11 protein-coding genes and 1 pseudogene are annotated in these 19,855 nt (G+C 37.1%); 3 read left to right on the top strand and 9 right to left on the bottom strand.

Annotation, left to right across the window (positions count from 1 at the left end; genetic code table 11):
- Positions 1-179: 179 nt before the first annotated feature.
- Positions 180-4,253, bottom strand: a complete 4,074-nt coding sequence (locus B7699_RS03165) for a YSIRK-type signal peptide-containing protein (RefSeq protein ID WP_084927127.1) — start codon at positions 4,251-4,253, stop codon at positions 180-182.
- A gap of 284 nt (positions 4,254-4,537) precedes the next feature.
- Between B7699_RS03165 and B7699_RS09405 the strand changes: the two are divergent.
- A pseudogene (locus B7699_RS09405) lies at positions 4,538-4,636 on the top strand (helix-turn-helix domain-containing protein); the annotation flags it as partial.
- Between the two features lie 199 nt (positions 4,637-4,835).
- On the opposite strand, the gene B7699_RS03175 reads toward B7699_RS09405, so the two are convergent.
- The gene (locus tag B7699_RS03175; RefSeq protein ID WP_000864590.1) at positions 4,836-5,543 is read right to left on the bottom strand and encodes a glucosamine-6-phosphate deaminase; all 708 of its coding nucleotides are present in this window, start codon (positions 5,541-5,543) and stop codon (positions 4,836-4,838) included.
- 150 nt (positions 5,544-5,693) lie between these two features.
- On the opposite strand from B7699_RS03175, the gene queA reads away from it, so the two are divergent.
- The gene (gene queA, locus B7699_RS03180) at positions 5,694-6,722 is read left to right on the top strand and encodes a tRNA preQ1(34) S-adenosylmethionine ribosyltransferase-isomerase QueA (protein WP_084927129.1); all 1,029 of its coding nucleotides are present in this window, start codon (positions 5,694-5,696) and stop codon (positions 6,720-6,722) included.
- Positions 6,723-6,802: 80 nt separating this feature from the next.
- Here queA and B7699_RS03185 read toward each other — a convergent pair whose 3' ends face one another.
- From B7699_RS03185 to mnmL, 5 genes are read right to left on the bottom strand one after another with little or no spacing between them, the layout of a single operon-like run.
- The gene (locus B7699_RS03185; RefSeq protein WP_084927130.1) at positions 6,803-7,663 is read right to left on the bottom strand and encodes a YihY/virulence factor BrkB family protein; all 861 of its coding nucleotides are present in this window, start codon (positions 7,661-7,663) and stop codon (positions 6,803-6,805) included.
- A gap of 27 nt (positions 7,664-7,690) precedes the next feature.
- Positions 7,691-9,745, bottom strand: a complete 2,055-nt coding sequence (locus tag B7699_RS03190; protein ID WP_084927131.1) for a cation:proton antiporter — start codon at positions 9,743-9,745, stop codon at positions 7,691-7,693.
- Positions 9,746-9,756: 11 nt separating this feature from the next.
- Entirely contained in the window at positions 9,757-10,011 is a 255-nt protein-coding gene (locus B7699_RS03195) for a hypothetical protein (RefSeq protein ID WP_000361091.1), read from the bottom strand.
- Complete coding sequence (mnmM, locus tag B7699_RS03200; protein WP_084927132.1) at positions 10,004-10,561, bottom strand: tRNA 5-(aminomethyl)-2-thiouridylate-methyltransferase MnmM; 558 nt, start codon at positions 10,559-10,561, stop codon at positions 10,004-10,006. Before mnmM ends, B7699_RS03195 begins: the two co-directional genes overlap by 8 nt.
- A complete protein-coding gene (gene mnmL / locus B7699_RS03205; RefSeq protein WP_084927133.1) occupies positions 10,545-11,501 on the bottom strand; it encodes a tRNA modification radical SAM protein MnmL/YtqA in 957 nt (318 codons plus the stop codon). Before mnmL ends, mnmM begins: the two co-directional genes overlap by 17 nt.
- A gap of 91 nt (positions 11,502-11,592) precedes the next feature.
- Here mnmL and B7699_RS03210 point away from each other — a divergent pair, with 91 nt between their 5' ends.
- Positions 11,593-11,952, top strand: a complete 360-nt coding sequence (locus B7699_RS03210) for a DUF3397 domain-containing protein (RefSeq protein WP_084927134.1) — start codon at positions 11,593-11,595, stop codon at positions 11,950-11,952.
- A 79-nt stretch (positions 11,953-12,031) separates the two neighbouring features.
- Here the strand turns inward: B7699_RS03210 and B7699_RS03215 are convergent, their stop codons facing one another.
- Positions 12,032-12,340: a hypothetical protein gene (locus B7699_RS03215; protein WP_084927135.1), complete on the bottom strand. Its 309-nt coding sequence runs from the start codon at positions 12,338-12,340 to the stop codon at positions 12,032-12,034.
- 491 nt (positions 12,341-12,831) lie between these two features.
- Complete coding sequence (locus B7699_RS03220) at positions 12,832-19,320, bottom strand: S8 family peptidase (RefSeq protein ID WP_084927136.1); 6,489 nt, start codon at positions 19,318-19,320, stop codon at positions 12,832-12,834.
- Between the last annotated feature and the right edge of the window lie 535 nt (positions 19,321-19,855).

A 19,855-nucleotide genomic window follows, 5' to 3' on the forward strand; every position in this document is an offset into this window, starting at 1 on the left:
CTTCGAAAATCTCTTCAAACCACGTCAGCTTCGCCTTGCCGTAGGTATATGTTACTGACTTCGTCAGTTCTATCTGCAACCTCAAAACACTGTTTTGAGTAGCCTGTGGCTAGCTTCCTAGTTTGCTATTTGATTTTCATTGAGTATTATCATCTGATGTTTATCAAACAATCTACCAATTAAGCTTCTTCGTCTTCTTTACGACGACGGCCTGCAAGACCAAGACCAAGTAATGCACTTGCGGCCGCTACTACCATAGATACTACAGAATCTACTGTACCTGTGTTTGGCAATTCTTTAGCGACTGTACGCACACTTGCTTGTGCTGATGCTATGTGACCAGCGTTAACTGCTGCTTGAGTAGTAGTTGGAGCTACAGCTGGTGTTTGAGCAGCTTGGTCGTTAGTTGGAGTTGCATGATCAGTTGATAGAGCAACTTTCGCCATGAAGTCTTCGATACGTTTAATCATTGCATCCACTTCTGCTTGACTTGTGTCTGCATTAGCAAATACTTTCTTAGCATCTGCTGATAATGCATTCGCTTCTTTTGCAGTTTCTGCATCAAGCTTAGCTGATTCTTGGATGATTAGTTCATCTAATTGACGAATAGCACCTTCTAACTTCGCTTTATCCACTTTTGCATCAGTGTTAGTTGATCCGTTATTTCTGCCATAATCTGGAAGAGAAGTTTCTGGTTTAGACTCCCCACTTTGTGAAGCAACAACTATAACCGGTACTTTTACAGTTATTTCTTTTCCATCTGCTAATCTTAAAGTTACTTTAGCAAACTTTCTACCTAATGTAGTTGTATCAGGTAAGTCTATGCTAATGACCGTAATACTCTCTGGTAAGTTTAGTTTAGCAATGATATCAGCTTGACGAATCGCTTCACCACGTTCAACTGTTACTACTCCAGTAATAGATGATTGAATGAATGCTCCAAGGTCAAAAGATGGTCGTTCATAAACTAATGAATCTTGATCCATTTGGTATAGGAATGTACGTAAAGCTTTATCTAGTTCAGCTTCAGTTGTCGCTTTATCAATGGCAACTGTTGCATCTTTTGCTTCTTTAGCTACTTTGACTTTTTCTTCTGTCTTTTGTTCTGGCGTTAAGCTTGTACTAGTTTCAATAGCATCCGTCGCTGTTTTAGCGGCATCAGCAATTTCTTTTTTAGCAGCTTCTCTGTCAAGATCCTTCAACAATTTTGCAGCTTTATCTAATTCTGCTTTTACTGCATCTACTTTTGCTTGTGCTGCTTTAGCTTCTTCTTTAGTCGCATTATTTTCTTTTGCTAAAACTTTTTCAGCTTCAGTTTTTGCTGCTTCTAATTGTGTTTTTAACGCTTCAAATTTTGTATTATAGGCATCAATACTATTTGGTGTTTTACCTCTTGTATCTGCTTTTTTCAATGCTTCAGAATCTGCTTTTAATTTAGCTTTTTCGTCTGCTGTGGCTGCTTCTACTAATTTACTTTTAGCATCATCTAGCACTGCTTTGGCTGCATTTACTTTTGTTAGAGCATTCGCAACATCTTCAGTTGTTGAATTCACATCAGCAATCACGCCTTCTGCTTCTTTTACTACTGCTTCTGCTGCTGTTTTAGCTTCATTGTATTTGTCAGCAGACTCTGTTGTCTTGCCGTCTGTAACGTTTGTCGCTTCTGTTGCTGTTTTTAATTCGTTTTTAGCTGCTTCTAATCCTTCTGTATTACCTTTATCTTTTAATAAGGCTACAGCTTTATCTAATTCTGCTTTTACTGCATCTACTTTTGCTTGTGCTGCTTTAGCTTCTTCTTTAGTCGCATTATTTTCTTTTGCTAAAACTTTTTCAGCTTCAGTTTTTGCTGCTTCTAATTGTGTTTTTAACGCTTCAAATTTTGTATTATAGGCATCAATACTATTTGGTGTTTTACCTCTTGTATCTGCTTTTTTCAATGCTTCAGAATCTGCTTTTAATTTAGCTTTTTCGTCTGCTGTGGCTGCTGCGATTAATCCATCTTTGGCTCGTTGTAAAGCTTTTTGTTTGGCATTAACTGTTTCTAAAGTATCTCTAACCTCTGCTACAGTTGCATTTTCATTATCAATAACTGTTTTTGCTGCTTCAATCGCTTTAATAGCTTCTTGTTTTGCTGCATTATAAGCAGTAGCAGTATCTTGAGTCTTCCCTGGTGTTGGATCTTCGTTCACTAAACCATCAAGTAAAGTTTTTGACTCTATTAAACCTGTTTTATCAACTCTTAATGCCAATTGTTTCGACAAAGTTGACTCTAAAGCTTCTTTATATTCTGCTGTCTTCTTAACATCCGTACTCGTTACAAGTGTCTTAACTTTTTCTAATTCTGCTAAATACGCAGCTTTTGTTTCATTTGTCTTTCCATCTACATCTGCTGTTTCAGTTGCTTTTAACTTATCATAAATACGAGATAATAATTTTTTTGCGATTGCACCAGTATCTTGATTAATATTGAAGTCTAAACCGGTAACTGGTAAAGCGTATGCCTCATAGTTCGAATGATAATCTAGACCCAATCTCCCGTTATCAGCTGTGCTAATCCTAACTTTATATAACCTTGCTCCTTCTGGTAAAATAATGTTTTTAGCAGTAAATAACCCACCTGTTGCATAAGGTTTGTAAACATCCTTTGCAAACTCTTCTAAGGCAGCCTCTTTATTGTTTTTTGGTATATTAAACGATGGCTTTATTGAAATACTATCCTTTGCGGGAGTTACTTTCATAACATCATTATCTGCGGCAACTGACGGATCAAATGATGTGTCATATACTTTGGTTTCAACATTATGACTATCAATACTAAATACTTCAACCTTATACTTAGCCCTAGTACTACCCGATTTATGATCTAAGTGTCCGCTAAATCCTGTTTTAAAATTTAAATCTACATTGGTTTGTTTATCTGATGAATATACTTTAAAAGTTTTTTCAATTCCATTATACCCTTTTACGGCTTTTGACGTATGTTCTGCAAATGTTCCATCATTATCTAACCATGCAACACTATCAAATGATTCCTTTGTTTTTGTAGCTCGAGTTCTTACTTCTGATAGAAACAACATATATTTACTATTTCTATCAAACGATTGTTCTCCAATATACGCTGCTGCCCGATCTCCTAAAATATTCATAGTTTCAACCGGAAATACTCCTTTGTCAGTTACTCTAGCTATAGCAAACTTCCCTGCACTTCCATCTTCTTGTTTTACTGCTTTCCAGCCACCAAATTCAGTAATTTCAGCAACGCTTCCAGCTGTAACTCTTTTTTCAGCCCCTAAAGTATTCATATCTTGTACTTTTTTATTATTCTCAATATAGTTAGGCAATGTTTTTAATTTATCAGTTAAAGTAGCCAAATCAGCATTCTCTGCAGGTGCTTCATACGTTTGATTCGCATACAGGTCATCATTTGTAGTGGTCCCATCTGTTCGGAATGGATTGTTTCTATCTAGGGCTTGTCTATTACGTGGATCATGTTGTCCTGAGTTTGCGATAGAGTTGGTTCCTGTAGCTTTCTCAGTATTGCTTGCTTTCTTACCGACAGTCGCTTTTCCTTCTGTGGTATCTAGTTTAGGACTTTCCACTTGCGCTTTAGGCTTATTACGTAAACCGCTGCTAGCTGTCATAAGAAGTTTTCTGTAAGCTTTTGTTAACTCCTCTTGACTTGTGGCTGTTGTTAGGGCAAGTTTTGCTAATTCTAAATGTTCTTTAAGGGTTGCGACACTTTCATCTGTCTTAGTCGCATAGCTACCTGAGGCTAATTTAGCATCAATTTCTGCTACGTAATCTTCCAGCTGTTTTTTATCCAAGGTAGGTCTAGCCTTTTCTTCTACTTCTTCTGTTGATGGAGTAGAAGATGACCTATCAGTCTTGTTACCAGCTTCTGTTGCTGAAACACTAGACGACGCTACTGATGAACCGCTTACATCAGTAGGTGTTGGAGTACTTGTCTCTTCTTGACCTTTCGGAGCAGTAGTCTCACTGCTACCAGAATTTCCATCCAACTGACTGACTACTGGAGTCGCCCCGTAGGTTACATTCTGGACATCTGGGTCTTTCAATGGTGAGCTTTGAGTTTCTTCATTGGTTGAGGGTACACCTTGCTCTGTGGCAGACACTGCCCCATTTCCTGGAAACATGAACAAGGCTGCTACTGCAACACTAGCAGCACCAAAACTAACCTTACGAATCGAAAACCGCAAGCGCTTTTCTCTATCTTCATTACCTTTATAAAACATATATCATTTTGCTCCTTTTCCGATAATTATCGGTTAATATACAATGGAAGGACAAATAAAAAGCCCCCCCCTAAAATATTTATGCATATTTTAGACTGACTTAACTCATTATACTCCTTTTCATTTTATAAATCAAACATTGTGAACTTAGCTTGATATGATACGGTTTATGCATAACTTCTCAAAGTAACTTCCACTTACCTAACCGAAGTGGAAATTAGTCTAAAACGGATTTTTATGGTGGAATTAAGTCTGAGACGTTTGAGTTAGAAATGAGGTCTACTATGACAAAACATAAACACCTTACCCTTTCAGACCGCAATGATATCCAATTGGGCTTAGAGCGCGGTGAAACCTTCAAAGCTATCGGGCAACTTATTCTAATCATTTTGCTTACAAAAGCGATGAAATCAAGCATGATTAAAACCAGTGGAACTTACCCTGACACGGATTTCCACTGGTTTTTAGGATTTTTATCAGACTAACTTCCACTTGGATTAGCGGTGGAACTTAGTTTGGGAATTTACCATTTTTTCTTCCATTTATACAAGAGTTGAAAGCGTTCAATAGAACATTGCTTTTTTATTTTTCGAGTAAGCTAAGCGCTTCAGCATCTGCGATGATGGTTACATCAGAGTGATTTTGGAGGCTACTTGCAGGTAGGTTCTCAGTCACTGGGCCAGATACTGTTCCGGCAATGGCTTCTGCTTTCGACTCACCGTAAGCAAAGAGAATAATAGACTTGGCATCCAAAATGTTTTTAATCCCCATTGAAATAGCTTGGGTTGGGACGTCTTCAATCTTGTCAAAGAAGCGCGCATTGGCTTCAATAGTAGACTGGTCCAGTTCAACTAGATGCGTTTGACTGTCAAAAGGAGTACCAGGTTCATTAAATCCAATATGTCCATTGCGACCAATTCCCAAGATTTGTAAATCAACAGGATGGTCAGCCAAAATTTGATTGTAGCGTTCAACTTCAGCTTCAGCATGATCCTTAACACCACGAGGCAAAAAACTTTCTTTAAATGGTTTTTGGTTGAACAAGTTTTCTTGCATGAAGTAACGATAAGACTGTGGGTTGTCCCCATCTAGCCCTACATACTCATCAAGGTTGACACTGGTTAGATTTGAAAAATCAAGGTCACTCTCAACAATTTCCTTGTAAAATTCAAGTGGGCTGCTTCCTGTCGCAAGTCCTAGGGTTTGAGCTCCATTGGCCAATTTTTCCTTCAAAATCTCAAAAGCAACTTTTCCACCTTCGATTTGGTTTTCAACTTTAATAACTTTCATCTTTTCATCCTCCATTTCTGTCTATATTTATTATATGGTATAGACCAATTTTTGTCAAGTGAAAACGATTTAATTTTCAAAAAAAGAGCGACTATACTTGAAACATGTTATAATGGATAAGATTAGAACTTAGAAAGAATGAACAGAAATATGAATACAGCTGATTTTGATTTCCACTTGCCTGAGGAATTGATTGCCCAAACACCCCTTGAAAAACGAGATGCCTCTAAACTCCTTATCGTCAATCGTGAGACGGGAGAAATGCAGGATAAACACTTCCACTCTATTATTGATATGCTGGAACCTGGTGATGCTCTTGTCATGAACGATACCCGCGTTCTCCCTGCCCGCCTCTATGGTCAAAAGGAAGAAACTGGAGGTCATGTGGAACTGCTCCTACTCAAAAACATTAGTGGTGATGAGTGGGAAGTTCTGGCTAAACCTGCCAAACGCCTCAAGGTCGGTACTCGTGTCAACTTTGGTGATGGCCGTCTCAGCGCTATCGTTACGGAAGAATTGACTCACGGGGGCCGCATTGTCCGCTTTGAATACCAAGGAATTTTCCTAGAAGTCTTGGAAAGTCTGGGAGAAATGCCGCTACCACCTTATATCCACGAAAAATTGGATGACCGTGAACGCTATCAAACGGTCTACGCCAAGGAAAGCGGCTCTGCTGCTGCACCGACTGCTGGTCTTCACTTCACCAAAGAACTACTGGCAGAAATCCAAGCTAAGGGTGTTCATCTAGTCTATCTGACTCTTCATGTCGGACTCGGAACCTTTAGACCTGTTTCTGTGGATAATCTGGAAGAACACGAAATGCACTCAGAATTCTACCAACTTTCTGAAGAAGCTGCTGCCACTCTTCGCTCTGTTAAAGAAAACGGTGGTCGTGTCATCGCTGTCGGAACCACTTCTATCCGCACCTTGGAAACTATTGGTTCCAAGTTTGATGGGCAAATCCAAGCAGATTCTGGCTGGACCAATATCTTTATCAAACCTGGCTATGAATGGAAGGTCGTGGATGCCTTCTCAACCAACTTCCACCTGCCAAAATCAACTCTGGTCATGTTGGTTTCTGCCTTTGCAGGCCGTGAATTAGTCTTAGATGCCTACCACCATGCCATCCAAGAACACTACCGCTTCTTTAGTTTTGGTGATGCCATGTTTATCTATTAATTTTTACAATCAAAAAAGCGCATATTATCAAGGTTTTATAAAGCCTGATAATATGCGTTTTGTAATGGATAAAAAATGAGTTAATTTATTCTAAAGCTCGGATCTTTCAAACTCTGAACACTGGCATTGATAACCGCGCCGACAATCAAAATCTTAGCGATGAGAATAAACCAGAACATCATGACCACCACTACGACGGAACTGAAAAAACGCACGTCCACTAGGTGATTGACATAATTGTTAACATAGACTGAAAAGATATTGAGTAGTAAGACCAGGGTCAACAAGACAAAGGCACTACCTGGCAATACAGAGCGAATCCTTCGCACCTTAACATTGGGTAGAAAATAGTAGAGCATGACCAGGATGGCAAAAATCAAGGCATAGACCAAAGGGCCTGTTAGGTCTTGCAGATAATCAAAAAGAGGACTATCCGATTTCCAATAGCTTTTGACAAGGTTGAGGAGCATACGGCCAAAGACACTCAAAAACAGAGCTAAAGCAAAGAGAATCTGCAAGCCAAAACTGACAAACAAACTCATGAGTTGATGGGAAATCATTCCACGATTTTTTGATACTCCGTAAGCTTTATTAAAGGCTTTCTGCAGGAAATTCATAGATTTTGAAAAGGTCCAGAGGGCTGACAAAACCGCAAAACTCAATAAACCCGTTGACGGTTGGGTCAGCACTTCTGTAATGATCTTTGCGACCACATCATACATGGTATCCGGCAAGAATTCATTGACAACCTTTAAAAAATTAGAAACTGGAATCTGAAAATATGGGAGGATATTAACTACCACCAAAAGCAGGGGAAAAATCGAAATCAACCAATAGTAGGCTACTGCGACACTGGTTAACTCACTATCTGATGCTTGATAATAATGCAAAAAAGCTTTTAATAAGGGCTTATCTATCAGCTCTTTCCACCACTTCTTCATATCATACTCCTTCACTTATAATCTTGATTAATTTCTTCTTACCAATTCCATCATATCATAAGGCAGGGTATTGGCAGCTTCCTTCAAGGAATAGTTCTCTAGGTTATTTACATTTTGTCGTAACTTCTTGGCATACTTGGTCGTAATCAATCGTTTTTCTTCGTATTCGAAAATCAACTTGCGCTCCAGATAATAGCCTCTCAGCATTTCATCGATATTGTTGGGTTTGACACGATTGATAACCCGTTCGACAAAGGCACCACTGGTGATAATAGCTGTTTCTCTGAGACGAGAATCCTGCATGAAACTGATCAAAGAACTCTTATAAACCCCTTTTAGGTTCTCCAGACTTTCGATAATCATCTCTGTATTTTCTAGATAGAGCTCTGCAATTTGATCATAGTCAAGGGCTCTGAGTTTCTGTGATTCTTCATTTTTCCAACTGCGGAAGGTCTTGCCAAAGGTAAAGACTTCGTGAAGGAGAAAACGTAAAATCCGCAAGGAAACAAGGAAATAATAGGTCAAACGTGAAGCAAACTTACGATTGATACTTTGCTCCATGTTTTTCAAGTAACGTTGGTAGACTCGATAAGCACGCTCACTCATCTTGCCTTCTTCGTAAGCCTGTTCTAAACCATCACTTTCAATACTGAGGATAAGAAGTTTCAAGGCCTCCCAGTCTTCTTGAGCCCCCTTATTTTCTTGACTCAAGATAAGATTCTCTATTCGTCCATGGTAATTGTCAATGGCTGCATAGAGGGGGAGCTTATTTCTGGTATCTTCCAACTCTTTTTCCAACTCTATCGTTACTTCATTCAAAATGCCAATATGCATGAGATAGTCCTTACTTTCTTCCTGTTCATCAGAAAGATGAGGCAAGACTACGAGGCCTGTTAAAAAGCTTACAAGCGTCACACCTGCGACAAGGAAAAGCAAGAGAGGATACTCCTGTTCTAGATTACTTGGTATCAGAAGGATCGTAGCAATCGACACGGTTCCCTTAACACCTGAGAAAGTCAAAAGAAGCATGTCCTTCATATACTTATTCAGTTTTTTCTTGAGACGTCTAGTCCTATAGGCATAATAGCTATAAATCATGACAAAACGAATGGCAAAGAGGACAAAGGTAAGGGCTATAAGAGATACCAATAAAAGTAAGGGATTATAGATTGGATTGGTCAAGATAGGTTCTGCTATCATTTCCAACTCCATCCCTAAAATCACAAAGACAGAACCGTTTAGCATAAAATTCACTGTATGCCAGACCGTCTCGGTCACCGTATCCACCTGGGCTTCAAGGAGCGTAATTTTCTTAAAACGGCTTGCCTTTAAAATCCCAGCAACTACAACGGCAATAATCCCTGAAACGTGGACTTCTTCTGCCAGGAAGAAGGTTACCAAGGGCAAACTCAATTCTAATAAAAGTTCGCTGGCAATATCCGTTGCTCGTACACTAAGTAAAAAACTATGGAGGAAACGGTTGGTCATGGCTGTTAAAAAGCCAATCAAAAAACCGCCTAGGATTGAAAAGATGAGCGAACTACTCGCTTGCCCAAGGGAAAAGGCCCCAGTTGTCCAAACTGTCAAAGCTACCTGAAAGGCAACCAAGCCAGAAGCATCATTCAAGAGTCCTTCACCCTTAAGGATATTGGACACGCGCTTAGGAAAGCTAAACCGCTCCGAAAGAGAGGCAAAGGCTACCAAGTCCGTAGGGCCAAGTGCCGCCCCAACAGCCAAGCAAGCCGCCAAGGGAAGACTGAGCCAAAGAAGATGGGACAAGCCACCCAAACTCAGGGTCGAGATGAAAATCACTGGAAATATGAGATAAACAATGATTCGCCAGTGTTTTAAAATAGCCGTAATATCTGCTTCCTCCGACTCTCGGAAAAGCAAGGGCCCGATAACCAGTGCCAAAAACAACTCCGTATTGAGGTGAAAGTCGGTATTGGGTAAAAAAAGACCAATCACGATTCCCAAAAGAATCTGCACCAAAGGGAGAGGCAAAAAGGGCAGGAGCTTATTGGTTGTACTTGAGACAATCAAGACCAGTAAAAATAGGATAAGGTAAATCAGTAATTCCACGGACTTCCTCCTTAATTTTTTTTACAACAGGATTCAAATATCTCCTTCTGCTCTTTGATTTTTTGATCAATCTTGGAACAATCCTTGTGCTCAATTTTTCTCTGGCACCGTTCCATCTCAAGAGCAACTAATTTTTTCTTGATTTTAAGCATTTTTTTGCTCATGTGTGCTTGGTCTAACACACCCACCGCTCGTTCGTGTTGGGTTGATTCAACAAAATTCTGGCGCATGGCATCCAGCTTTTCACGTAGGTATTGTTTATCCATGTCTATATCTCTCTAATTTTTCAATCATCACTAAAAATGGTGGGTTGTTTACTTGGTTTAAAGTTCGGTAAATGGCAGCTGTGTACTCTTGTTGGTTCAACTGGCTAACAAAATCCAAGACAGCATCCCTCTCTAGATCGCCTCCTTCATGACCATAGTAGATCATGATAGCAATCCGTCCACCTTTGACAAGCAAATGACACAGCTTTTCTAATGCTTCAATAGTCGTCTGAGGTTGGGTAATGACAGATTTATCAGCTGACGGTAAATAGCCCAGATTAAAAATCCCTGCCTTGGCTTCTGTCACAAACTGGTCCAGTGTCTCATGGCCTTGCAAGATTAACTGGGCATTTGTCATTCCAGCTTGGTTCAAACGCTCTTGCGTCTTTTCCAAGGCTTGCTCCTGAATATCAAAGGCATATACTTGCTTGGCTAGCTTGGCTAAAAAAAGCGTGTCATGGCCATTTCCCATAGTCGCATCCACTACGATATCATCCTGAGTTACAACCTCAGCCAAAAAATCATGTGCCAGTTCAAGTGGTCTTTTCATTTTCAAACTCCTGTTTTACAGCCTTGCATCCTTGAACACTTCCACGACGTCGCATCTCCATCTCAATACTATTTAGAACTTCCCATTTATTGAGGCTCCACATAGGACCAATCAGCATATCTCTAGGTGCATCTCCTGTGATGCGATGGATGACGATATGTTTGGGAATGATTTCCAGTTGGTCACAGATGACCTTAACATATTCGTCCTGGCTCATCAGTTGTAAACGTCCCTCGTGGTAATCTCGTTGCATACGCGTATTGGTCATCAGGTGAAGCAAGTGCAGTTTAATTCCTTGAATATCGTTATCCGTAACACAGCGGCGGACATTTTCAATCATCATCTCATGGGTTTCACCAGGAAGTCCATTGATCAGATGGGAAACAATCTCAATCTTTGGATACTTTCTCAAACGCTTGACCGTTTCCACGTACAACTCATAGGAGTGGGCACGGTTAATCAAATCAGAGGTTGTTTCATAAGTGGTCTGCAAGCCCAATTCAACCGTCACATGCATGCGCTCCGATAACTCAGCCAAATATTCGATGGTTTCGTCTGGTAAACAGTCTGGGCGCGTTCCGATATTGATTCCTACTACACCTGGCTCATTGATAGCCTGCTCATAGCGCTCCCGAATCACTTCCACCTTTTCATGGGTGTTGGTAAAATTTTGAAAATAAACCAGATACTTCTGGACCTCTGGCCACTTACGGTGCATAAAGTCAATTTCCTTATAAAATTGCTCACGGATAGGCGCGTCCGGTGCTACGATAGCATCTCCAGAACCTGAAACCGTACAAAAAGTACAGCCTCCATGAGCCACAGTCCCATCACGATTGGGACAGTCAAACCCCGCATCAATAGGGACTTTAAAAGTCTTTTCTCCAAAAAGTTTTCGATAATAATCATTCAAGGTATTATAAGATTTCATAACCTTCATTATAACAAAAAACACTCACAATCTCAAAAGCCTGACTTTACTATAAATTCCTCTGTTTCTCGTTTCCATTAGCGATTTTTTATGATACAATATGGGTATGATTTTAATGAAATTAGCCTCTATTTTATTATTGATACTGACCTTAGTCGTTTGCATTATCATAACCAAACTTTTTAGATTAAAAAAACTAGGCCGAAACTTTGCGGATTTGGCCTTTCCAGTCTTGATATTTGAGTATTATCTTATTACGTCTAAAACCTTTACCCATAATTTCCTCCCTAGACTGGGGCTAGTCCTCTCACTCCTAGCCATTATTCTCGTCTTTTTCTTCCTTTTGAAAAAACGCAGCTTTTACTATCCTAAATTCATCAAATTCTTCTGGCGTGCAGGATTTTTAGTAACCCTTGTCATGTATATCGAGATGATTGTTGAATTGTTTACTCAGAAATAAAAAACTAAATCGAAAACACCTCAATCAAACTAAATACAGTGATTGAAGTGTTTTTTCTTTATATCTTTTTTAATAATTCTTATTTACTTTCTTTATCCGGAAGGAGATAACCAATACCTACACAAGCCAGCACACCTGCTCCAATCACCAAGCCACTTGAAATTGGCAAAAAATCCAAAATCGCATTCGCAATGATAAAGGCAATAATCAGACACATCAGACTAGCCTTGTAATCCTTTTTCAAAAGATTCTCTAGGGTAAAATAGAGGAACAAGCCTATCGGAATCAGGGACCAGAGGTTGACATCCAAACTTGGCCAGCCAATAGAACCAAAATACAATACTGTCGTTGCTGCTACTAAAAATACAATCCCCAATAATTTTTTCATTTCTTTATCTCCAATTTCTTTTTTAGGAACTTGAGTTATCTAATACTACCCCTTCACGTCCCTTACAAAAATCATTATAGCAGAGGTCAGTTTCAAGAACAAGTTCTTTTGCCTATCTGGTCTCTATATCGGTCTAAGTGGTTGAATAGTAGCAATAAAATAAGGAAGCAGATGAAAAACTTCCTTCCAAATAAAAAGGAATTAAGCAACCAAACGCTACTTAATTCCTTGAAATTGTCTCATCACCTCTATTAGCTTTTAAATTTTGATAGACTCTATTTTCTAATCAATATTGTCAATTCTAACCCTTTCAATCAATTCATTAGTTATCGAAACTAAGTCCATTAATAAATCCAAAAAGAGTATCAATAGCAAAGTAAACTAAATAATTGAATTATTGAGTTATAGATGGCTATTTTTACAAAATTGTTTCATCATCACGCTATCTCAGTACATAAACCATTTTTTCATCTATAGCTTCTGTCTTCATCTTAATCTTTTTTCTTCAATCCAAGAAATGCACCTACGGTAAACATTATTCCGGCAACTAATGACGTGAATACTTCGCTAACTGTCCCGGTTTTTGGTAGTCTATCAGTATTATTAGTATCCGACTTACTATCAATGTTAGTATGTTTATTAGCTATGTTCTCTTGTTCATTAAGATAAACTTCCTTCTTATTTTCAAAGTTTTTATCAGGAACTGTAGCTGTAACATCCTTAGTTGAATCAGATTTGTGTGAATGATTTTCTCTTTGTAAATCCTCTTTTCTGTGACTTTCATCTAATTGATTATGATTTGCTTGCACCTTATCTTTCTTTTTGGATACATCAAAAGTAGGTTTATTTTCCTCCTCCTTTTTCTCCTCTATTTTCTTGAATACAGGTTTTATAAGGGTATCTTTTGATAGATTAATAACATAACCAGCATCTTTTTTCCCTTCGACACCAGAAATTTCCCAGCCATCAAATTGATAGCCTTTTTCTAATTCCCCCTTATAGAAAGGTAAAATGAAATCTTCTTCCGACACTATCTTAGAACTCATTTCTTTTCCATTTTTAATGGTCACAGTTACCATCTGAGGTTTTAGTTCGCTCACCTCTCCCGTATCTTTGTTTAAAATGAATTCTTTTACAGTTGTATTTCTTGCAAAATCTTTTACAAGAATCTTAATGTTTAGTGTCTTATCTGTTAGTTGTTTAATATCATCAAATGATTTGTATTCTTTTCCATTTACATAAATATGTTTGTCTTGAATCTCACCATCGAATCCATTATTTCTTTTATCATTGATGTTAAAGACTACAGATTTTCCGTTAGCATATTCGATACTAGTATTTCCTTTTGGATCAATGTTTACTTCTGGTTTAACATTATCATATAAAAATTGATAGTGTACTCCAACCGCTTTCGCATTCAAATCGCTATAGCCAGTTTGAAGATAAACATTTCCATCCATATCTGTTACCTTATCTGGGAATCCGTTTGCTTTATAGTCTTTCATTCCCCAGTCCATGATGTCACCGTCTTTAACATTAAGCTTAATGTTAAAATCTCTAGTGTTATCAATGTGTAAATCTCCATAGATTAAATAATTATCTACAACCGATTCATTAACTCTCAACTCCCAGTTAAAACCACCCTTATCAGAAATCTTACCTCTTAAATAAAATTCTGGATTTCGTACATAAATTTTATTAGATTTAGATGGATTAAAGTAGTTCTTGTCCATTGAAAGATTTACTGGTTTTGCATCAATAAATAACGTTGAGCCATCTTCTTTTATAGCTTCTACATTGGACTTATCCTCTCCAGTGTACTCTTTACCATCCTTACCAAATAATACAAGTTTAGAAGGATCTGTTACAAGATTTCCATCTTTATCGATTGCCTCCCCTTTATCGTTCATTTTAAAGGTAAACACTTGATATTTTACAATGTTAAAGCCGTCCAAAGCCGACATTAATACTGGTTGAGTACTTCTTCCATCTTCAACATTTCTACTGTCAGCATAAATTATTTTTTCTGAAAGGACTCTTATATTAGGATTGGCCTTTTGTATTTTTGCTATATCTTCCTTGCTATAGACTCCATTTCCTTCTAACATATCTGTTTTTCCAGGATTATAGGTAGTCACTTTGAGTGCAAAGCCTTTTCTTAGAATGATGTTGTCTTTTAACAGATATTGTTGTTTTTCTGAATCAGAATAGATTTTACCAGATTCCATTTCAGCTAAATTGTTTGGTTTGTTTTTTGAAAGATCTCCTTCCCCTAATTCTATTACATTCCCATAACTTGATGCATAGGGATATTCTGCTTTAGTTTCCTTATTTTTTTCAGGCATTCTAATTTTAGTCTCAGCTTTTATCTGATCATCATCTTTAACAAATAATCTCATATCTCCTGCAAAAGCTAATCCATCCACAATATCATTAATATTAGCGTATAAATCAAAGGTCATCATTTTTGAATTGGAATCATACTTGGTCGTTTTGATTTCTATAGTTTTATAGTTATTTCCATAGTATACCTTGGCATTTTTAGAAACGTTACTTATCTTTCCAAGAATTTCAAAGTGTCCATCTTTAGACGGGCTTAGAACACCATAAATTTTTGATTTTATTTCGTCAAGTTTTTCAGTTTCATATTGTAAGGCACTACCATCGTCATAAGCAATGATATTCCCCTTATTATCGTATTTATAATCGTATTCTTCTGTCCTCTTACCAGTTTCACTTGTAAAGTCATCAACTTCTCTAAATTTCTTTTTAATGAGTTTCTTTAAATCTTTGCTTTCAAAATCTCTAATTGTTGAAATGGCTTTATTGATAGTAAAGCTAGATTTTTCTTCGGTAGCCTCTTCATTTTCATGATGATGATTTTCTACCTCAGTTGTCTCTTTGTTTAGGCTATCATCTTTAACATTTTTTAAATTCTTAAATTTAAATTCAGGAATTTCTCCAAGCTTTTGGTATTTAGATGAATCTTGATCAGGATCTACGAGATAATAGGAAATCATCCCCTTTTCATCAGCATGATCAGCAAATTTAATTCTATGAATCTTTGTGAAATTGCTAGAGCCATCTAATGCAATTACTTCAATGATTTTTCCTCTTAAATCTCCTGCACCACTAATTTCATAAATGGTATTTCCGTCTTTGTCAAGTTTTCTATTTCTTCCTTGACCCTCACCTGCATAAGTTACTTCAAGATTTTTCTCAACATCTCCATCTTCATTAACAAGAGCAGCTCCTGCATACCACACTTCGTTGGCAATCTCATCAAATTTTTCAGGATGTTCTTTTTGATCTCTAGCAAATAAAGTTTCATTCTTGTATTGATCTTTTACTTTGTGATAAGTATCCTTTGTGATCAGCTTAATTTTTTCAGGATTTGAAAAATCAACCGAAACAATCTTAGGAGCTGTGTTATCAATTTTTACAGGAATATAGGAAACCTGCCATGGGTAATCTTTAGTTAATCTATATTTAAATTTATAGAAATATTGACCTTCTGCAATCGGTTCAAATTGACCTCTTATCCTAGTAGCTGGATCTTGGTTATTGTTACTTTCTGGTGCATTTTCCTCTCTACCTCTAGGGTTATAGATGAGTCCATCCCATTTCAAGTCGCCCCAAACTTTTAGTTTAGAAGATTTGATTCCCTTTGCATCATTTCTCTTAGAGTTTAAAATTCCTTTAATAAAGTGTTCTCTCGAAATGACTTTTAAGTCGATTTGATTTTCTCCCTCTTTATTTGTATTTACTATTGAAATCAATCCTTCTTCTGCACTTCTTAATACAAGTGGAGAAGGTGTTAATCCTCTCTCAAGTTGAGCATCTTGAGGATTTCCATTTGAATCTAAAGGATAAATTTTAGCAATATTAGAACCACTTGATGATGGTGCGTTGATCCCTTCGTTATTGAAAGCAAATAATTCTGGATTTTGATCTAGAGATGTTGTATTTTTATCTTTTCTATTTTGTATAACTCCTGCTGGATTAAATTTATCTATACCATGTTCTCCACCAATTCCCTTATTTAAGGTTCCTGGAATTTTTGGTTTACCATCATCATCATAACCTTCCATTGTTTTTGATTTTGAACCTTCTTCCCAGGCCCATTTATCAAGGATTGGTTCCTTATTCCAATCCCCAGCAAATCCCATTAGGGGCATTGATAAAGAAGGTTGGAAGTTTGTTTTCTTCCCGTTAGAGTTTAGAGCTTCCATTTCTTCCACTGACTCAAAATGAATAAATGATTCTACAAATTTATTTTTATTTTTAGCCTCTCCAACGTTTATAACCGCATTTAAATCAAAGCTAGAATTTGGGCCTATAGTGAAAGTGTCATGCTCAAATGTGATATTTGCTCCTTTGATTTTTTCTGGATGGATTTCTGGAACAATTTGCTTACCATCTGGAGATTTTTCATCTTTATATGTTTCATCCAGTTTTAGTCTATCAGTTAGAGCATCTGTAGTTACCGCTGATGCTGAAACTTTAAAGGTCAAAGGTCTGTTTGATGTATTGTGAAGCTTAACGGTAAAGTATTTTTTATCTCCTTTTATTTCTTTAAGAGAAACAGAACCATAAGAGTTTACCAAGCCTTTAGAATCCGTGTTTTTGAAAGTCGCTACAACTTCATTTCTCAAAGCATTAGCAACATTAATTAGCCCTGCTCCTTGTTGTCTAGGTGATGCAAAGTATTGACTTTTTTCTTTCCAAGAAGTCGCATCCATCATAGGCCGTGCAGTATTTTGTAGGGCTATTTTTGTAAGACTTGTAAGGTCTATTTTGTCATCTCCCTTAAGATTTTTCAAGGCAGGTCTTTCAAGCATTTCCTTTAACTTTGGTCTAATCAAAACAGTAGAAGCTGCCACGATTGGAGTTGCCATACTAGTCCCTGACATATAACCATAAGTTGATTTCCCATTAATGACATTGAGAGTGGATTTAATATTTTTACCTGGTGCTGAGACATCAGGTTTTAAAAGCAAATCTGTTCTCGGTCCCCAAGATGTGGATCCTGCTGGAACTATGACATCTTCTTTATACAATTCTTTGTCTGTGTCAGGTGCAAACTTAAAGTCAATCTCTTTTTCGTCACCTACATTCGGTTTATTAGAATTATAGCTGGCCATATCAATTGGATAGTATTGCTCCAATTTATCTTTAAAATCTTCTTTATTATTTCTTTTGACTTTAGTTTTTTTATCAGGATTAATCATATTCCATAGCTTTACACCATCATCTCCTGAAATTGAGAAAACTTGACTAGTAGTTCCTTCATCCTCCTCATATCCCATAGCTGGGAGCTCTGTCCAATTATCTCTATTGTAGTAATTTACAGTATTTACAACCATAATGGCACGTGCGCCCTTATCCGTTGCTCTTTTAAAAGCATCTTTTAAATCCTTGGTATAAATTCGATCCATTACTGCAATTTTGCCCTTAAGATCCAAACCTATCAAATCTTGGTCTTGACCCTTGCCTATATATACAAATTTCAATTTATCAGGAGCTTTTGATCCATCTTCATTTGTTGTGATTTTATTCTTATCGAAAAAGGCACCTATATTTCTGTATTTAAAACTTTCTCCACCTATGTTAACTTTATCAAACTCAACTGTTTGATTTTTAGCAGAAGCGACCGCTATCGCATCTTCATGTGCTGCAGTTCGCGTTACATTTCCAGTATCTGTCATTTTCAGATTATTATTTGCCACTAAATCCCATGACGAACTTGAAGCAGAAGTCGCATAGTTACCCGTAGCTACAACCATTGGAATGCCTGCTTTTCTTAACGCTCTAATAGCCTCCCAATATTTCTCGCCTACAAGACCTGTTCCCGTAAAGCCAGATGATACTGAAACAACATCGACATTGTGTTTGATCGAATCTTCAATAGCATGAAACATTGTTTCATCTCCTGCGAATCCAGATCCAGCATCAGAGTACATTTTATAAGAGAAAATTTGTGCATTAGGCGCTATTCCATCTATTCCATTAAAGTTTTTGATATCTTTTTCAGTATCATTTCCCGCAAGAATCCCTGCAATATGCATCCCATGTGGATCAAAATAATCGCTTCCATCATCAGCTTTTTCTACAGTAATTTTACCACCATTATAATAATTGAATGCATGAGGAATTTTATCACTCAACCAGAAATTTTTATCAGTGCCTTTTAAGTCTTCTTTTTTAAATCTCATTGAGTCTTTAGCATCATCATCAATCCTCATGGCCTTATGCCTATAATCCGTTCCCGTATCTATATTTGAAATGACCATACCCCGGCCATCAAAATTTTTCCCAAATTGAGCATTAATGGCCTTTAGGTAATCGATAGCCTCCTCAACTCCAATTTCCTTTCGGGCATGATTCATCATCGGTTGGACTTTCTGTGCCCTTTCAACAGATGAGATACCTTCTATTAGTTTAATCTTATCCAAATTATCTGGAGTTGTTTCTATTGCAACACCATTAAAAACCGTATCATAAGTATATAAAACTTTTGTATCTTTAAGATTGGATAATTCCTCGATTGCTTTTTCTCCAGATTCTTTATCTTTAAATTCAGCAATATAGACAAGTTTATCCTCTTTTTTGGGACTTTCTGGGTCTTTACTTGCAGACGAGTCCGCTTTATCTCCTTGGAATTGATTGGAATCTTCTTTGATTTTTTCTTCTTCATTGCTAGTGTTATTGTCTATTACAGGATTTTTACTAACAACTTCTTTTTCCTCAATAATTGTTGTTTTCTTTTCTTCAGTATCCTTTGAAGTTTCTATAACATTATGAATATCTTCAAGTTTTTCTTTGTTTTCGTTTTGTTTACCTACTACTACTGTTTCTTTATCAGGTATTTTTAAAGAATCTTCAGAACTAGGTGTATCTGCTAGGATTACCTCGTTAGGAACATATGCTCCTAAAATAACTGCAGCTGTGGTTAATGACAATACTGTACTTTTTTTCATTTTAATTCCTTACATATTTATTTAACTTCCAATAGATAGTAAACTTTAACTTTGCTAGCCTTTGTTATAAAAAGTTTTACTAAGTATTATCTAGGAAATAGAGTAGTGCATTTATATATAATTGTTAACTCTCTGAAAATAGTATATCAATTAAAAATTTTTAAGTCAAGAAAAATTAATATGCGTTAATTTGTTTTTTAACACACATTAAAAATATAGAGTCAAAAACTTTCGTAGTTAGCTGGGGTACATTATCAGAACATTCACACCATCAAAAATAGTAGCAATCAACTTAAAGCACTAGCAACATCACAAAGTCAAACATCATTGATGAAATATCAGCGCTATTAAACAATATAAATAACCGCTAAGAATAAGACTTAACGGTTATCTTCTACATATCTATTTTTTCAAATCCTCAGTCGTTTATCTACCTATAACCTAGGCTTTACGAGTGCCTTGCTCTACCAACTGAGCTAAATCGGCGATTACACTTACAGTATAGCACTCTGAGAATAGGTGTCAAGAAATTTTC

Source organism: Streptococcus mitis (genome assembly GCF_002096835.1).
GTDB lineage: Bacteria > Bacillota > Bacilli > Lactobacillales > Streptococcaceae > Streptococcus > Streptococcus mitis_W.

Bases quoted from the DNA above. Each gene is read 5' to 3' on its own strand.
- B7699_RS03175 (WP_000864590.1), bottom strand. From the start codon at position 5,543: ATGAAAGTTATTAAAGTTGAAAACCAAATCGAAGGTGGAAAAGTTGCT.
- mnmL (WP_084927133.1), bottom strand. From the start codon at position 11,501: ATGAAGGTTATGAAATCTTATAATACCTTGAATGATTATTATCGAAAA.
- B7699_RS03210 (WP_084927134.1), top strand. From the start codon at position 11,593: ATGGGTATGATTTTAATGAAATTAGCCTCTATTTTATTATTGATACTG.
- B7699_RS03195 (WP_000361091.1), bottom strand. From the start codon at position 10,011: ATGGATAAACAATACCTACGTGAAAAGCTGGATGCCATGCGCCAGAAT.
- B7699_RS03215 (WP_084927135.1), bottom strand. From the start codon at position 12,340: ATGAAAAAATTATTGGGGATTGTATTTTTAGTAGCAGCAACGACAGTA.
- B7699_RS03220 (WP_084927136.1), bottom strand. From the start codon at position 19,320: ATGAAAAAAAGTACAGTATTGTCATTAACCACAGCTGCAGTTATTTTA.
- B7699_RS03185 (WP_084927130.1), bottom strand. From the start codon at position 7,663: ATGAAGAAGTGGTGGAAAGAGCTGATAGATAAGCCCTTATTAAAAGCT.
- B7699_RS03165 (WP_084927127.1), bottom strand. From the start codon at position 4,253: ATGTTTTATAAAGGTAATGAAGATAGAGAAAAGCGCTTGCGGTTTTCG.
- mnmM (WP_084927132.1), bottom strand. From the start codon at position 10,561: ATGAAAAGACCACTTGAACTGGCACATGATTTTTTGGCTGAGGTTGTA.
- queA (WP_084927129.1), top strand. From the start codon at position 5,694: ATGAATACAGCTGATTTTGATTTCCACTTGCCTGAGGAATTGATTGCC.